Annotated in this window: 12 protein-coding genes; 5 read left to right on the top strand and 7 right to left on the bottom strand. The window is 48.2% G+C overall.

What is annotated here, in order from left to right; all coding sequences use genetic code 11:
• Nucleotides 1-363: 363 nt before the first annotated feature.
• Together ACQ76X_RS05535 and ACQ76X_RS05530 are read right to left on the bottom strand one after the other, a co-directional pair.
• Entirely contained in the window at nt 364-2,748 is a 2,385-nt protein-coding gene (locus ACQ76X_RS05535; RefSeq protein ID WP_438492155.1) for an MMPL family transporter, read from the bottom strand.
• A gap of 28 nt (nt 2,749-2,776) precedes the next feature.
• The gene (locus tag ACQ76X_RS05530; protein ID WP_438492154.1) at nt 2,777-3,394 is read right to left on the bottom strand and encodes a TetR/AcrR family transcriptional regulator; all 618 of its coding nucleotides are present in this window, start codon (nt 3,392-3,394) and stop codon (nt 2,777-2,779) included.
• Between the two features lie 294 nt (nt 3,395-3,688).
• On the opposite strand from ACQ76X_RS05530, the gene ACQ76X_RS05525 reads away from it, so the two are divergent.
• The 3 genes from ACQ76X_RS05525 to ACQ76X_RS05515 all read left to right on the top strand — a co-directional run bounded on the left by ACQ76X_RS05525 (nt 3,689) and on the right by ACQ76X_RS05515 (nt 7,556).
• The gene (locus ACQ76X_RS05525; RefSeq protein WP_438492152.1) at nt 3,689-5,908 is read left to right on the top strand and encodes an MMPL family transporter; all 2,220 of its coding nucleotides are present in this window, start codon (nt 3,689-3,691) and stop codon (nt 5,906-5,908) included.
• Nucleotides 5,909-6,082: 174 nt separating this feature from the next.
• Complete coding sequence (locus tag ACQ76X_RS05520; RefSeq protein WP_438492150.1) at nt 6,083-6,793, top strand: glycosyltransferase family 2 protein; 711 nt, start codon at nt 6,083-6,085, stop codon at nt 6,791-6,793.
• A gap of 1 nt (nt 6,794) precedes the next feature.
• The gene (locus ACQ76X_RS05515) at nt 6,795-7,556 is read left to right on the top strand and encodes an SDR family oxidoreductase (protein WP_438492148.1); all 762 of its coding nucleotides are present in this window, start codon (nt 6,795-6,797) and stop codon (nt 7,554-7,556) included.
• Nucleotides 7,557-7,877: 321 nt separating this feature from the next.
• Here the strand turns inward: ACQ76X_RS05515 and tnpB are convergent, their stop codons facing one another.
• Together tnpB and tnpA are read right to left on the bottom strand one after the other, a co-directional pair.
• Nucleotides 7,878-8,951, bottom strand: coding sequence for an IS200/IS605 family element RNA-guided endonuclease TnpB (tnpB, locus tag ACQ76X_RS05510; protein ID WP_438492147.1), 1,074 nt, complete (start codon nt 8,949-8,951; stop codon nt 7,878-7,880).
• 9 nt (nt 8,952-8,960) lie between these two features.
• Entirely contained in the window at nt 8,961-9,359 is a 399-nt protein-coding gene (gene tnpA, locus ACQ76X_RS05505; protein WP_438492145.1) for an IS200/IS605 family transposase, read from the bottom strand.
• A gap of 535 nt (nt 9,360-9,894) precedes the next feature.
• Here tnpA and ACQ76X_RS05500 point away from each other — a divergent pair.
• Both ACQ76X_RS05500 and ACQ76X_RS05495 read left to right on the top strand, forming a co-directional pair.
• On the top strand, nt 9,895-10,737 hold the full coding sequence (locus tag ACQ76X_RS05500) for a sensor histidine kinase (RefSeq protein ID WP_438492143.1): 843 nt from the start codon (nt 9,895-9,897) through the stop codon (nt 10,735-10,737).
• Complete coding sequence (locus ACQ76X_RS05495; protein WP_438492141.1) at nt 10,734-11,387, top strand: response regulator; 654 nt, start codon at nt 10,734-10,736, stop codon at nt 11,385-11,387. Before ACQ76X_RS05500 ends, ACQ76X_RS05495 begins: the two co-directional genes overlap by 4 nt.
• 82 nt (nt 11,388-11,469) lie before the next feature.
• Here the strand turns inward: ACQ76X_RS05495 and ACQ76X_RS05490 are convergent, their stop codons facing one another.
• From ACQ76X_RS05490 to ACQ76X_RS05480, 3 genes are read right to left on the bottom strand one after another with little or no spacing between them, the layout of a single operon-like run.
• A complete protein-coding gene (locus ACQ76X_RS05490) occupies nt 11,470-12,582 on the bottom strand; it encodes a GerAB/ArcD/ProY family transporter (protein ID WP_438492139.1) in 1,113 nt (370 codons plus the stop codon).
• A 30-nt stretch (nt 12,583-12,612) separates the two neighbouring features.
• On the bottom strand, nt 12,613-13,782 hold the full coding sequence (locus ACQ76X_RS05485) for a Ger(x)C family spore germination protein (RefSeq protein WP_438492138.1): 1,170 nt from the start codon (nt 13,780-13,782) through the stop codon (nt 12,613-12,615).
• 17 nt (nt 13,783-13,799) lie between these two features.
• Nucleotides 13,800-15,308, bottom strand: a complete 1,509-nt coding sequence (locus ACQ76X_RS05480) for a spore germination protein (protein WP_438492137.1) — start codon at nt 15,306-15,308, stop codon at nt 13,800-13,802.
• Nucleotides 15,309-15,563: the final 255 nt, after the last annotated feature.

The following is a 15,563-nucleotide window of genomic DNA, read 5'->3' as shown; positions in this document are numbered from 1 at the left end:
CACGGACGCTCGCATGATCGGCAATCAGGCGGGATTGGCATTCGAGGGCCTTCAGCATTGGGTAGTTTCCTGGCTTGTTATTACCTAGGACGCTGTTATCTGGCTAGCGGAAATTACAAGCTGGATCCTCTTTGTGTTCGTTTGGAAGACGACCAACTTACTGAATATATCTAGTTCAACTTATATAGATACGAGTGGGAGTGTCGTAGTTTTGTTAATAAGACTCCTTATGAAATAGAAAAGAACGGGAGATTGCGCCCGATGAATTTATTGGGCTGTAATACAAAGAGTAGAGCCGGCAGACATTGTCCGCAGGCTCTACTCTTGAAGGGTTGGACGGACGGCTGGGCTGCTGTCCGTTTTTTATTTGTTGTCTCCATTCTCGCTATGGAGCTTGGCGATCAGCTTATCGCCCTCGACATCGAGGTTCGGAAGCAGACGGTCCAGCCATTTCGGAAGCCACCAGGCTTTGTCTCCGAAGACTGCCATTACGGCCGGAACGAGCGTCATGCGGATGATGAAGGCATCGATCAGGATACCGAAGGCCAGCGCGAAGCCGATCTGCTTAATCATCGCGTCAGGTGCGAAGATAAAGCCGGCGAAGACGGAAACCATGATTATGCCCGCTGCAAGCACGACGCGGCTGGCGAGATCATAGCCGTGAACGACGCTGTCGTTGCCACGGCGTCCGTGTACGTAAGCCTCGCGCATGGAGCTAACCAGGAACACCTGATAGTCCATCGCCAGCCCGTACAGAATGCCGGTGACCAGAATCGGCATGAAGCTGAGCAGCGGACCTCCGGTGTCAAAACCGAACAGGGAGTGCAGCCATCCCCACTGGTACACGGCTGTGGTAAGGCCGAAGGTGGCGAGGACGCTGAGAATGAAGCCAACTGTCGCTTTGATCGGAACGATGACCGACCTGAAAACGAGCAGCAGGATGATTAGCGACAGAATTACGATGATGCCAATATATATTGGGAAAGCATCGGAAAGCTTGGAGGACATATCAATATTAATGGCGGTGAAGCCAGTCACGCCAAGCTTAACATCATTCCCGGATGCGAGGCCGGAAGCGGGATCGCGCAGATCCTGCACCAGATCTCTTGTCGCTGTATCTGTCGGGCCGGTTTTTGGAATTAGACTGATAATGGCGATATCTCCGGTCGCATTGACACCCATTGGGGACACCAGCGTGACGTTATCATGCATTTGCAACTCCTGAACCAGCTTACCCAGTGTCTGCATAGAAATCTTGTCGGACGGGTTGTTCGGCTGGGCCACCAGCAGCAGCGGTCCGTTGAAGCCTTCGCCGAAGCCCTTGGAGATAATGTCATAGCTCTGGCGTGCCGGGGTGTCCAGGTTTGCCGAGGCACCGGACGGAATGCCCAGCTCCATTTTTGTTACCGGAATCGCCGCTGTTCCAAGACCCAGAACCACCAGAATAATGATGACCCAGCGGTATTTCACGGTAGCGTTCGCCCAGCGGTGTGAGAACCCGTGGCGGGCTTTGTTAACGGAAGCAACGTTCTTGGAGCGGGCCTTGGCGGTACAGATCCGTTCACCGACCAGACCCAGCAGCGCAGGCAGCAGGGTCAGCGCCAGCAGGACGTTGATCAGAACGCTGACTGCGGCTACCAGAGCCATGGTCGACAGGAAGCCAATGCCGATGACCAGCATACCGCATAGGGCGATGATGACGGTCAGTCCGGCGAAAAATACGGCGCTGCCGGCGGTTCCTAATGCCCGGCTTGCTGCTTCGCCGGCGCTTAATTTCTCATCGAGAATCAACCGTCGCTGCCGGTTTACGATGAACAGCGAGTAGTCGATGCCGACAGCCAGACCGATCATTACGGCGAGAATCGGCGTGATGTCGTTCATCTGGATGATGCTCGAGAGGGCAAACGCTCCGCCGACGCTGATTCCGACGCCAAGGAGTGCGGTGATCAGCGGCAACCCTGCGGCAACGACCGAGCCAAGCGTAATAAACAGCACAATCGCTGCAACGACAACGCCTACCGCTTCCGTCGATCCGATGGACGGAATGCTCTTCAGCGAATCGCTCGGAATGGCTGTGATGCCAGAGCCTGCCTGCTCGACTTCGGTCACGGTGTTGATGATGTTATCCGGTACGGAAGATGGCAGCGACGTCTGCTGAACAGTGAATTGAAATTGGAACAGGGCGATGCTGCCGTCGGCGGACAGCATGACGCCGGGAACCGGAACACCGTCAGCCAACAGCGGTCCGTAAGGAGCTGCCTGAGCTGCAGCAGCCGCTTGACCCGCTTCGACCGAAGGGTCTGTAGTGGCAGATTGTCCACCGACAGCGGCTTGGCCCGCAGCATCAGTCTGACCCGCAGCGGCTGATGGGTCTGCTCCTGTAGCTTGTCCCGCAGCAGCAGCGGCTTGGGCGGCCAGCTCGGCCGGGTTGATGATATAGTCCATGCTGTAGACATCATTGATAGCCTTCAGAATCAGCGCTGTCCGTTCCGGCGTGTCCAGCCGTTCTCCGTCAGGTGCGGTGAAGGCAACGCTCGCTTGGCCGCCGGCAGCAGCAGGAAGCTCTTCAGCCAGCATATCCAGCACTTTTTGCGATTCTGTGCCTTCAATTTTCATTTCGGAGCTGGACTGGATGCCATTGACGCCTAGCAGGGCGCCTACAACACCGAGAATAAGAATCCAGGCTGTAAGGAAATACCATGGTTTGGAATAAGCCGATTTTCCCAATCGGTACAGAAATGTTGACATGTAATGGTTTCTCCTTTTTATCTCTGGTTTAGAAGCCGTTGCGTAAATAAGCAAACATGGAATTCAAATATTGATCAAACGACATAGCACCGGAGTGTTCATCCTGTGCTTCTCCCGGCAGCATTACGTTGAGCCGTCCGTCCAGAATCGGCACGAACGCTCCGTAGACAGCACCGGCAAGAAGATGGGTATATCCGTCGGCGTAACGTCCATGAGAGAACTGCTCGAGCGTCTGCTGTGCAGCGATCTGCAAACGGCGGAATACGCTGAGGATATAAGGCTCCAGCGACGGATACTGATTCGCAAGTGATACGAACTGGCGTAATTGATACAGAAACTCGGAAGTAAACTGCAGCTTGAGCAAGTTGTACAAGGCCTCCAGCGGTGTTGCATCCGGAGGCAAGCCTGTTAACAGTATGTTCTTGTCCTCTTTTGAAATGTTGCCCATAAAATACTCTGCTACCGCCTCCTCTTTGCACGAGAAGTAATTGGCAAAGGTCCGCCGGGAGTAGCCGGCCTTCTGGACAACATCATCGACAATGAAGCCGTCCATACCCAGTTCAAGCGCAAGCTCGAAGGCAGATTGGGCTAAGGCATAGGCCGTGGCTTCCTTCTTTTTATCGCGCAGTGTCGGCTTGGGGTTCAAGTTCCATGCGACCTCCTTTCTTGAGTACAGAGGATGCTCTGCTCTCTATTTACTATTTTTATATTATTGCCTAAAGAGCAAAATTGCACAATGGGCAATTATTTGCGGATTGTGAACTTCTTGAAACTATAATGAAAAAAGCATGCGAAAGATAACTTTCGCATGTTTTTTTGTCTAAAGGGCTGCCCAAAAGGGCAGAGCCTGTGTGCCCCTTTGGACGATGGCAGAAGATCTCCCGGTCTATAAGATAAAGACATAGAGAAAAACATTTAGCACAGAGGAGACGATACTGAAATGGCAAAATTATTATACCGGCTGGGGTTTTGGTCGGCGAAGAACCGGATTAAAGTCCTACTGGGAAGCATCACACTTTTGGTGGCAGCAGCTATTGTGGCACTGTCGATGGGTATCCATTTTGGTGAGGAGACTTCCATTCCCGGACTTGCCTCGCAAAAAACACTGGAGGTTATGGAAAAGGAATTTCCAAACCCGCAGGGTGACCTCGGGAAAACCCAATTGGTGCTGAAGGCTCCCGACAATGAAACGTTATCCTCTGAAGCAGCGCAGCAGCTAATTGCGGAGAAGCTCAAGGAAGTGGCAACGGATCAGGAGGTAGCTTCGGTTGTAAGTCCGTATGATAACCATTCATTGAATGCGGACAAGAGCATTGGCTATGCCACAATCACTTATAAAGTGCCAGGTGATGAAGTTACAGAGGCATCGAAAGATTCAGTTACTGAGATTGCAGAAGGCCTGCGGGATGCCGGCTGGCAGGCCGAGTTGATCGGCGACGGCTACGTAAAAATGGCAACCAGCAGTCCGGCCGAAGCACTCGGGGTATTGGTGGCCTTGGTAATTCTTGCGGTTGCTCTTGGTTCTATCCTTTCCGGCGCCTTACCGATCTTGACGGCGGCTTTAGGCCTTGGCTTTGGCATTATGCTGATTATCATCGGAACGAGTATATTGGACATTCCGTCGTTTGCTTTATCGCTGGCCGGTATGCTTGGACTGGCTGTCGGCATCGATTATGCATTATTCATTATCGCCAGATACCGCCAGCAGCTGGCAGCAAGCTATGAAAGACGGGAAGCGATTGCCATCGCAAACGGAACAGCCGGGAGTGCAGTTGTGTTTGCGGGAGTAACAGTTATTATTGCTCTGCTCGGCTTTTCCTTTGTGGGCGTACCGTTCCTTAGTGCTATGGGCATGGCAGGCGCGCTATGTGTATTCACTGCTATATTGATGACGATATTTGTGGTGCCGGCAATACTAGAATTGATGGGAGGTAAAATCAAAGCACCAGTCAAGCGTTCCAAGGGCTCAGAAAGCAAGCAGAAGTCGGCAGGCCGCGGGAATTTGTGGGGAAGATTTGTTACCGGGCAGCCTTTAGTGGCTGTAGTGCTGGGTGTAGCGCTGCTGGCAATCATTGCTCTGCCATTCTTCCACATGGAGACGGGCCTTGGGAGTGACGGGCATAAATCGCCGGATAAAACTGAGCGCCGGGCCTACGACCTCCTAAGTGAAGCCTACGGTGAAGGGTATCATGGACCGTTAGTAATATTGGCAGAAACGGATGGCGGGGAAGCGGCTGCAGCCAATCTTAATAAAGTGATTGAAGAGGTAAAGACCTACCCCAACGTCGTTAGGGTAAATCCGCCGGTGACTGGACCATCCGGAAAAGTGTCGCTGATTACCGTCATGCCGGCAACGGGACCCAATGATTCAGAAACCTTGGACCTTGTCCATCTGATTCGTGATAAGGCTTCGGAAATAGAGCAGCAGGATCATGTCAAAATTGGGGTAACCGGCAGTACTGCTGTCAATATTGATATCACCCAGAAGTTGAATCAGGCCTTGCCTAAATTTTGCCTGATCATTGTTGGCTTGGCCTTTGTACTTCTAATGCTGGTGTTCCGTTCAATTCTGGTTCCGATCAAGGCAGTTCTCGGCTTCATTCTGTCGCTCGGTGCGACCTTGGGATTTGTCACCTTTGTCGTTCAGGACGGTCATTTCCAGAAGCTGTTTGGATTCTATGCGGAAGCGCCGGTGTTCAATTTCCTGCCGATCATTGTAGTTGGTGTTCTGTTCGGCCTGGCGATGGACTACGAAGTGTTTCTGGTCAGCCGGATGCGTGAGGAGTTCAAGAAGAGCGGAAATGCCAAAAAGTCCGTTCTTGCCGGTATGCACCATAGTGGCGGAGTCGTATCAGCAGCCGGACTTATCATGGTTGTGGTCTTTACCGGATTTATTCTGGCAGAGGAGCCTATGGTCAAGGTCATGGGACTGGCACTCGCCTTTGGTGTTCTGTTTGATGCCTTTGTAGTCCGGATGCTCATTGTTCCTGGTCTTATGACCTTGCTGGGGAAGTCGGCCTGGTATTTTCCAAAGTGGCTGGACCGGCTGCTTCCCAACCTGGATGTGGAGGGTGAGGAAGTTATGAAGGAAGTGGAGAAGAAACAGCGGAAATTTGTGAAGGAATCTAATATCAGATTCTTGCCTGAACCCTTAGAATAAGTTGGCTTAAGAAGCGGCAGTCATTGATTAGTACAATATTCAATGACTGCCGCATTGTTATCCATAAATCGTTAAGAAACTGGGGGAGGTTGCAGTGAGGATAGGCGTTATTGGGGCGGGGTACGTGGGGTTGGTGTACGGTGCAGTAATTTATTGGCAAAGAGGTGTTGCTCCATGACCCGCCTTTCAGTGGTCGCACCTGTCTATAACGAAGAGGGTAATATTTACGATCTTTACTTAAGCATCACGAACGCGTTGAAAGAGAAAGTGGAAAGCTATGAAATAGTGCTGGTGAATGATGGCAGCAGAGATCGAAGTGCTGTACTGCTGAATGAAATCGCCCAGATGGATGAGGCGGTAAAGGTCATTCATTTTGAGAAAAACTACGGGCAAACGGCTGCGATCTGGGCCGGAATCAAGAACTCTACAGGGGAGTTAATCGCCCTTATGGATGCAGACCTGCAGACAGATCCCAGAGATATCTTTAGACTCATGCCATTCATTGAGAGGATCGATTTCGTAAACGGGAAACGGATGAATCGTAAAGATACCATGCTGAAGAAAATATCTTCGCGTATCGGAAATGGAATTCGCAATTGGATCACCGGAGATTCGATTTATGATACAGGTTGCCCTATGAAACTCTTCACCCGGGAGGTGGCAGACAGCTTTCATTTATACAATGGAATGCACCGTTTTCTGCCGACACTCGCAAAGATGAATGGATTCTCTGTCCTTGAAGTCACGGTAACCCATCAAAGAAGGAAACACGGCGTATCTAAATATGGGATTTTGAAGGAGGGGTGTACAGGTTTCATGGATGCCATGGTCATCGGCTGGCTCAAAAAGAGAGGGATTATGTACCATGTTAATGGAGGAAATTAAGATGAAATTACACAATAAAGTAGCGGTTGTTACAGGTGCAGCGTCAGGGGTAGGCCGGGCGATAGCAGAGTTGTATGCCAAGGAAGGTGCCATGGTTGTAGTTGCCGATCTTAATGGGGATGCAGTTTCTGAGGTTGTGTACGGGATCAATCTGGCCGGAGGGACAGCCGTGGGCATCGTTGCTAATGTGACGAAGGAAGAGGAAGTGCAAGCGATGCTGGAGAAAGCGGTTATCACCTTCGGCAGCGTGGATATTCTCGTGAATAATGCAGGGATTATGGACGGCTTCCGGCTGATCGAAACGTTGGAGGATGACCTGTGGGAACGGGTTCTTGCGGTCAATTTGACCGGCCCGATGCGAACGATCCGCAAAGCGGTGCCGCTGATGCTCAAGAAAGGCGCAGGTGTGATCATCAATATCGCCTCAACAGCTGGCATTTCCGTGGGCAAGGGTGGCGTCGCCTATACGTCTGCCAAGCATGGTCTGGTAGGTCTGACCAAGAATGTTGGCTACATGTATGCTAAATCCGGCATCCGCTGCAATGCCATTGCACCCGGCGGTGTCCGCACCAATATAGCTAATACTCTGGGACAAATCGATATGGACGGTATGCAGGTTTTCCGGGAAGGTGCCGGAACTCAGCGCAGTGAAGCGGTTGAGCCTATAGAAATTGCGACCGTTGCTCTTTTCCTTGCCTCCGAAGATTCCAAGTTTGTCAACGGAACCGTGATTGCAGCGGATGGAGGCTGGACGGCGTATTAACCCATAGGCACGTTCAATGAATATTCGTAAGCAAAAAGGTTAAGAGGCATTGATGGAGATTTCCATGCAATGTCTCTTTGTGTGTTATGAGGAGTTCAGCCACACTGCCCAAAAGGGCAGATATCATTTGCCCTTTTGGACGGTGTGGAAAGTCTTACAACATTATAGAATTAAAAGAAGTGGAAAATTATAAAGTTAGGGATGCTTTTACATGTAGTGAACTACACACCACCTAAGAGGTGGGTGCTTCTTGGTCAATAGAGCTACTGCTCCAAGTTTACCCAAGCTTATAGGCTAGTTCCTAGCCCAATCGTTGCAATATTATATTGCTAATTTTAGTAGGTTTTTAGCTGCGTTTACATCTCTGTCGTGTTGTGCACTACATTCTGGACAAGTCCATTCACGTACAGCAAGGTTTTTCACTTCTGCGTTTTTGTAGCCACAGCAGGAACATAATTGACTACTTGCAAAGTTTTTTGGTGCTATAATCAATTGTCTGCCGTACCAGTTAGCCTTATATTCGAGCATCGAACGAAACATGCTCCAAGATACTTCTGATATGGCTTTTGCTAATTTGTGATTCTGAAGCATGTTCTTTACACGCAAGTCTTCCATAACGATTACTTGGTTATCGCGTATCATTTGGGTTGACGTTTTGTGCAAGAAATCTTTACGCTGATTCGATATTTTTTCATGAAGTTTCGCAACCTGGAGCCTTGCTTTATATCGGTTATTGCTCCCTTTCTTCTTTCTCGACAACTCTTTTTGCACCTTGGCTAATCGTTTTTCAGATTTACGAAGATGTCTAGGATTGGCGAACACCTCACCACCCGAAGTAATCGCAAAGTCTTTCAGTCCTAGATCCACGCCTATCTTCTTTTCAGCTTTCGGCAAAGCCGTTCGTTCTGTTTCAACCAAAACGGAAGCAAAGTATGTACCCGATGGCGTCTTGGAGATGGTGCAGGCTTTGATGAGTCCAGTGAATGGACGGTGCAACTTGATTCTTATCTTAGTCTTTAGTTTAGGAATCTTGATATGTCCATCATGGATAGAGATCGTTCCATTCTGATTGTTCGTTGTGAAGCTATGCCTATTCGTTTTTTTACTTTTGAACTTAGGAAATCCCCTGTTCTTTTCCCGAAAGAAATTTTTATAGGCTTTATCCAAGTGTAGCCCAGCGTTCGCTAGTGCCAGGCTATCCACTTCTTTTAGCCACACGAATTCTTTCTTATATTGAGCAGGAGTGTTCACAAGCATCTTTTCTGTTTGTTTATAATATTCGATTTTATCCGCAAGCATTTTGTTGTAGACGAAGCGAACACAACCAAACACTCTAGCCAAATACTGTTGTTGTTCATGATTTGGATAGATTCGATATTTATAAGCCATTAACACCGTTTCACCTCATTTCTGACCTTGAGTTTCAATATACTTTCGGATGACACCCATAGGCGCTCCACCAGTCGTTATAAGGCAATAGCTTCTCGACCAGAAATATTCCTTCCACAGTTGTTTACGAATAATAGGGTATTCTTTCTTGATCAGTCGAGAGGAAGCACTTTTATAAGCGTTGAGGAATTTGGGAATTTCGCTATTGGGATGAGCCTTCATAAGAACGTGAACATGATCCTTGTCATGATTCCATTCTTGCAGCGTGATATTGTAATTGGACTGAATAGACTCGAATATCTCTTTCAGTCTATCCGATATTTCATCACCTATTACTTTTCGGCGATACTTTACGACTAGAATAAGATGATAATGAAGTGAAAATACTGAATGGTTATTTGAGTCTAACTCCATTGATAACACAACCTTTTATTTGATACGACTGAATACTTCTATTCTGGCGTTTTAGGTTGGATTATTCAATGAAAGAAGACCGTTGACATTCCTCCCACCACTTTAGAAGTGGGGGAATTCTGACAACTAGTGGTTAAAATAAAACTTAAGGATCAGGAGAGAACGATCAGGGGGAGGACCATTGAACAATAAAAAAAACGGACTGCAGAATATTAGTGAATTATTCGCTTCTAGGCTGCCGACTTTGATTTGGGTATCCATCGTTTATGCGGGAACGATAATATTGCAATTTATAAAGGAGCCTTTAATTTTAGAGGGAGCTGTATTTACAGGTTTGTTTACAGTTCATGTATTATTGCACTGGAATTCCTACAGAGTCACACACAATAAATTTTGGCTGTATTTCTCAGTTCAAGCGGCTCTAATTTATTTGTGTGCGATTTTAATGCGAGATGGTTATCAGGCGGTTTTAATCGGACTGCTGCCTATACTGATAGCCCAGAGCCTCAGTTTTTCCTTCCGGGTGAAGAGAGCAGTGTACATTTCACTTATCAGTATTATCGTTTTTTTTGATTCCGCTTTGACTGTTGGAGATACCGGTGAACTTATCTTATTTCTACCTGTATTTGTCCTGATGCTGATTATTGTGCTGGCTTATGCAATATTGTTCTTCAAGCAGGTCCAAGAGCGGCTCAGAATTCAGAGCTTTCTGGAGGATCTGAGAGAAGCCCATGAGAAGGTGGAGGAGTTAACCCTTGCGAATGAACGCCAGCGTATGGCCCGGGATTTGCATGATACACTGGCACAAGGGGTTGCCGGACTCATTATGCAGCTCGAAGCCGCAGATGCTCATATGTCACAGAATCATGCGGAGCGGGCGCAGGAAATTATCAGGCAGTCGATGCAGCATGCCCGCCGGACATTGGCTGAAGCCCGGAGAGCGATTGACAATCTGCGCTTGAAATCAGCACCCGAGGTTGATTTCAAGGAGGCCATTGGCGATGAAATTGAACATTTTAATGATGCCACCGGGATCCTTGTATCCACGGAATATCATTTGAACAAGCAGTTGTCCAGATTGCTGATGGAACACAGCCTGCATATCATTAAAGAATGTCTGACCAATATTGCCCGCCATGCAAAGGCTGATAAAGTATGGGTTGTGGTTTCCACGCAAAACGACAGGCTGATTATTGAGATTAGGGATAATGGTATTGGATTTAAAACGGACGATATTGGCAAGGATGTCGGACACTATGGGTTGCTGGGAATTAAAGAGCGGGTAAGACTAATTGGAGGAGAGATTAACGTGGACAGTAACTCAGAAGGAACCCGCATTAAGCTGGAGACACCTTTCATTGAAGGAGAACTTACATGAATGTATACAAAATTCTGATTGTAGACGATCACTTTGTTGTCCGGGAAGGATTAAAGCTGATTCTGGAGACAAGTGAGCAGTTTCAAATGGTTGGTGAAGCCGGGAACGGATCAGAGGCTCTGCAATTGATTAAGGAGCTGCAGCCAGACGTCATTCTAATGGACTTGAATATGCCAGTCATGGGCGGCCTGGATACGATGAAGGAGTTAAGGAACCAAGGATGCACGATTCCGGTAATAATTCTCACAACCTATAACGAGGACGATTTAATGATCGGCGGCCTGGCCATGGGGGCGAAAGGGTATTTGTTGAAAGATACCAGCCGTGAGAATCTGTTCAGAAACATTGAGTCGGCAGTACGTGGAGAAACCTTGCTCTCCGCAGATATTATGGAACGGGTGATTGCAGTCAAGTCGCAGCAGAAAGATCCAATCCCTCTGAAAAATGAAGCCAATCGCTTGACTGACAAAGAAATATTCATCCTGCAATCTGTCGCCAAGGGGTTCAAAAGCAAAGTAATAGCCTTTGATATGGGAATCTCCGAGCGTACCGTAAAAGCGCATTTAACGACCATTTACAATAAGCTTGGAGTGGATTCACGTTCGCAGGCGGTTGCCGTTGCGCTGGAGCGGGGGATTATGGAAATGTAAGATCGGGTGCAAGCATGCGAAAGAAATCTTTCGTATGTTTTTTGTTTCAACACTTCGTCGATCAAAATATCTGAAGGCAGAATTAATTACCCTCCAGAGAGGGAGTGCCCTTCACCTTCCGCCATAATCCAACAAGTAATAAAAGCATTGGGAGGCCCAGCATGTTCACAGGCAACGCAACAGGCACCCAGTAGCGCTGCATATAATTCGTTGTGGCCTCCGTTACATTTTGCGGAATCAGCGCAAAGGCGAACATTACCGGAGCAATGAACCAAATCATCAGCTTCCAGTTGCGTACCTTCAGAAATTGGGCGGTTCCATAGCTTACTAAGAAGAGATAGACGGCCAGCTTAATGAATACACTTGAAATCCAGATCACGACAGGAACCGCGTCGAAGTTATCTACGAAACCAAACAACGATATTTTTTGAGTCATCGCGAAAAACGGATACCACATGTTAGGGCTAAGATTGACACCAAGGATGACAATGGTCATTATGGTGGTGATTAGTACCATGAAGTTTGCAACCAATACCGCCCAGACCGCATAACGCCCCTCCTTACGGGGCTGCCGCAGAAATGAAGCAAACATAAGGTACTCGACAGAATGGCCAAGATAAGAAGCAGGGGCCAGTGATCCGCGCATAATCTCCTTTACTCCGCTATCCGCATAGACAGGAAGGATGTGTTTCCAGTGAATATTGTTACCGTTGGCGAGCAGGACAAGCAGGACCATGATCATAATGATCGGTCCCAGGAATTCGCTGCAGCGGGCAATCCCTTCGATCCCTCCCGCATAGGTCGCATAAGTAATTAACAGGACCATCAGCAGAATAATTGATTCTTTAGGCGTTTCCGGAAGCAGCATTATATTAACGAGGTCGGTAAACTGGCGAAGTACAATCGGGAGAATCGTATACCACTGAACAAGATAGATCATAATTACCAGTTTGCCTATCCATGTTCCGAGAAGCAATTCACTGTATTCAATCAGACTTTTACCAGGGAACAGCCGGGCGACTTGTGTTACCAGTACGGCAACCAGCAATGCGATGCAGCCTGCCAAGACAATCGAAATCCATGCATCCTGCTTGGCAGCCTGCAGGCTTGGTGTAATCGTCATGACCAGTGTCATGCCGAGGTTCATACTGAAGATGAGCCAGAATACCTGCATGCCTGAGATTTTCAGATTCATTGTGAGCATCCTCTTCATATTTTGGATTTGCTATTTTTTCAAATAAGCACGGCCTTGCGTTTTTCCTATTTGTTCAATTTGGATGTCAACCTCTATGGTCACTGGCATTCCGGGGAAGATGTCAATCCAGGAGTCCTGTATTTTTTTCCAGTAATAAGGATGTTCGATATGGATTTCCTCACTAATACCCAAGATATCCGACTTCATGTCTTTTTGAACATGTGTCAGCATGCGCTCAATCCTGGTGTGCAATTGCTTGGAGAATTGTTTTTCTACAATTTTTCTATCCCGGGCACTGTTCAAATCAAGCCTCGAATTGTTAGAGACCACCCGGACTAAAGTGCGGAAGGAAACTTTGGCCTCGGGGTGCTCATTTTTTATCAACGTCTTAACCTTTACACTGCTCTTCGAAGACTTGACACTGATGGTTCCTTTGTAGTCCTTGTCTTCCGGCTCAGCTTGAATGGTAAATCCCAGGCGATAGGGGTCTCCTATCCACCAGCGCAGCAGCTCAAGTTCATCGGGGGGAATAAATCCGCTCAATTTATTGCCAAGGTAGACTGCAGCCCTGTCGATTGCAATTGATTCTTTATCGGTACCTTTATGGACGACCCGGATTGTTGCAGTTACCGGCGATGTTCCTGGCGAGGATAAGTCCTCCAGAAATTTATCGAACTTCACGGAGAAGCTGAGCCTGCTGCTTTGAATTTTGCTGATTGCGAGTGCCGGAATAAGCTCCATTGGATAGGGTGAGCTCAAAATTTCTTTGGCTGTTGCTCCATAAGTTGTTAATACGTAGCTGTTGTAACGGGTCTCGGGGAATCGTGTAAACAGATCCTGAATTTGGTTGAGGCCATGCCGTGCGCAGTTCTCGCCAATTAAGAATACCTCCCGGTGCCCTAAATAAATGTATCTGGACATTTGCTCCTGTATTCGGCCAACGGCTTCCTGAAAATCATTACCCTTAGCCGAGATGACTACTACCTTTTTCTGGCTTCCTCCTGATTTCACAGCACTCGGTATTCCCGTGGGCAGCGCAATTTGATAAGTTACCTCAATCAGTCCGTTATCTGTAAGGTCGATCCCACTGCCCATAATCAATGCGAGATCATCCATTTCTCTGCGGTCCCAGCAGCCGGTCGTCATACTGAGGATGATCAGGAGAACCACACATCTACATGCAATTGCCACTCTGTTCATGTTCTATCCCACTCCAATTAACGCCTCGTATGTTTATGGCGTTTCCTCATGATTTGCCACGGGGCCCTCAACAATGTATCACCCAGTCCGTTGAAATTTACAGGTGCAAGGGGAGTCATATAAGGCACGCCGAAGGAACGCAAATTTACCAGGTGCACCAGCACAGCGAGTAAGCCGATACCCAGTCCATAAAGGCCGAATGCTGCAGCGAGCAGCATGAGTGGAAAGCGGATCATGCTGATTGCCTGGCTCATCCCCGGATTAGGTATCAGAAAAGAAGAGATTCCTGTTATGGAAACGACAATAATGATCGTGGCCGAAATGATGCCTGCCTGAACTGCAGCCTGTCCTATAACAAGCGCACCTACAATGCTGATCGTCTGGCCTACAGGACGGGGAAGGCGAATTCCAGCCTCGCGCAAGGCCTCGAACGTGATTTCCATGATCAGCGCCTCCACGATTGCCGGGAAAGGAACAACCTCACGGGCTGCAGCAAGACTTAAAGTTAAACTTGTCGGAATCATCTCTTGGTGGAACGTAGTAACTGCAATAAATATGGAAGGTAGTGCCATGGCAAAAAAGGCGAACAAATATCTCAGCCAGCGCAGCATCGTGGCAAACATGAATTTCATATAATAGTCCTCTGCGGACTGAAACCCGAACCAGAAGGTAACGGGTAGGATAAGGACCATTGGCGAGCCGTCGGTGAGAACGGCAACCTTGCCTTCAATCAAAGAACCTGAAGCCATATCAGGACGCTGGGTCGCCTGGATGACAGGGAAGGGCGAATAAGGATGGTCGCAGATCAATTCCTCGATATAGCCGGATTCGAGCACGCTGTCCATGTCAATTCCCGCTATCCGTCTTTTCACTTCCTCAACCACACTCTTCTTGGCAATACCCTCGATGTAGACAATGGTAATATCGGTACGGGAGAGACTACCGGCACTAAGCTTTTCCGTCTTCAGCCGGGGGGTGCGGAGCCGATGACGAATAAGAGCAAGATTAATATCCATTTTCTCGATGAACCCGTACCGTGGTCCGCGGATAACCGCTTCCGTTGAGGGTTCATCCAGCGGCCGGTTCAGTTTATCTTTGAGTGCAAAGGCAAATGCCTGAGGGGAGGATTCAACGAACAGGACGGTCTCCCCGCTGACAATACGTCCAGCGGTTTCTTTCATTGTCAAGACAACCGCGGGCTGCACAATGGAAGAAAATCTAAATTCAAGCTGCTCCTTGAGCTGAGAGGAACTGTCGACCGGAGGTGTCTCCTGTTGCATCAAAGGCTCCAGGAAGCCGTCATCCCAAAGCTGCTTGTCGATTAGAACATCAAGATAAACCACCATGGCGGGCATGGATCCGAACATAAGGAGCCTCCGCACGACAAGGTCGGAGCAATTCGCAAATACTTGAGTAATGGCCGTTTCATTGTCGTCCAGCCGCTCAGAGATGTTCAAGTCAATTTCAGGCTCAAGCGTCTTCAGTTTTTGTGAAAAAGGATTCGTTGCCTTTTTTTTTAGTTTCATCTGCCTGCCCCCTTTTCAGATAACATTCTCCATCTATTACCGGATTATCCAATCACATAAGAAAAAGGCTATCCGCAAGGTTAGTTCAGACCTTGAGAGATAGCCGGTTCTACTTGGGTATATTTTCCCTGCCGCTGTACATACTTCATCCAGAACAACAGGATGGTTGCGGAAAGGGGTGAAGGAGAATGAAGGTTCTTGGAAAGGCTATGGCCTTCTTGTTGATTATTGCCTTATCGGGAGCATTGCTGTATT

This window comes from Paenibacillus sp. IHBB 3054, from assembly GCF_051594305.1.
Classification (GTDB): domain Bacteria; phylum Bacillota; class Bacilli; order Paenibacillales; family Paenibacillaceae; genus Paenibacillus_AQ.
The sequence above is the reverse complement of the archived record's forward strand: the minus strand, read 5'-3'. Positions and strand labels throughout refer to the sequence as shown.

What these genes read in the sequence shown, in the direction of transcription:
- ACQ76X_RS05485 (WP_438492138.1), bottom strand. Translation starts at nt 13,782, where the DNA reads ATGAACAGAGTGGCAATTGCATGTAGATGTGTGGTTCTCCTGATCATC.
- ACQ76X_RS05520 (WP_438492150.1), top strand. Translation starts at nt 6,083, where the DNA reads ATGACCCGCCTTTCAGTGGTCGCACCTGTCTATAACGAAGAGGGTAAT.
- ACQ76X_RS05490 (WP_438492139.1), bottom strand. Translation starts at nt 12,582, where the DNA reads ATGAATCTGAAAATCTCAGGCATGCAGGTATTCTGGCTCATCTTCAGT.
- ACQ76X_RS05495 (WP_438492141.1), top strand. Translation starts at nt 10,734, where the DNA reads ATGAATGTATACAAAATTCTGATTGTAGACGATCACTTTGTTGTCCGG.
- ACQ76X_RS05535 (WP_438492155.1), bottom strand. Translation starts at nt 2,748, where the DNA reads ATGTCAACATTTCTGTACCGATTGGGAAAATCGGCTTATTCCAAACCA.
- ACQ76X_RS05515 (WP_438492148.1), top strand. Translation starts at nt 6,795, where the DNA reads ATGAAATTACACAATAAAGTAGCGGTTGTTACAGGTGCAGCGTCAGGG.
- ACQ76X_RS05525 (WP_438492152.1), top strand. Translation starts at nt 3,689, where the DNA reads ATGGCAAAATTATTATACCGGCTGGGGTTTTGGTCGGCGAAGAACCGG.
- tnpA (WP_438492145.1), bottom strand. Translation starts at nt 9,359, where the DNA reads ATGGAGTTAGACTCAAATAACCATTCAGTATTTTCACTTCATTATCAT.
- ACQ76X_RS05480 (WP_438492137.1), bottom strand. Translation starts at nt 15,308, where the DNA reads ATGAAACTAAAAAAAAAGGCAACGAATCCTTTTTCACAAAAACTGAAG.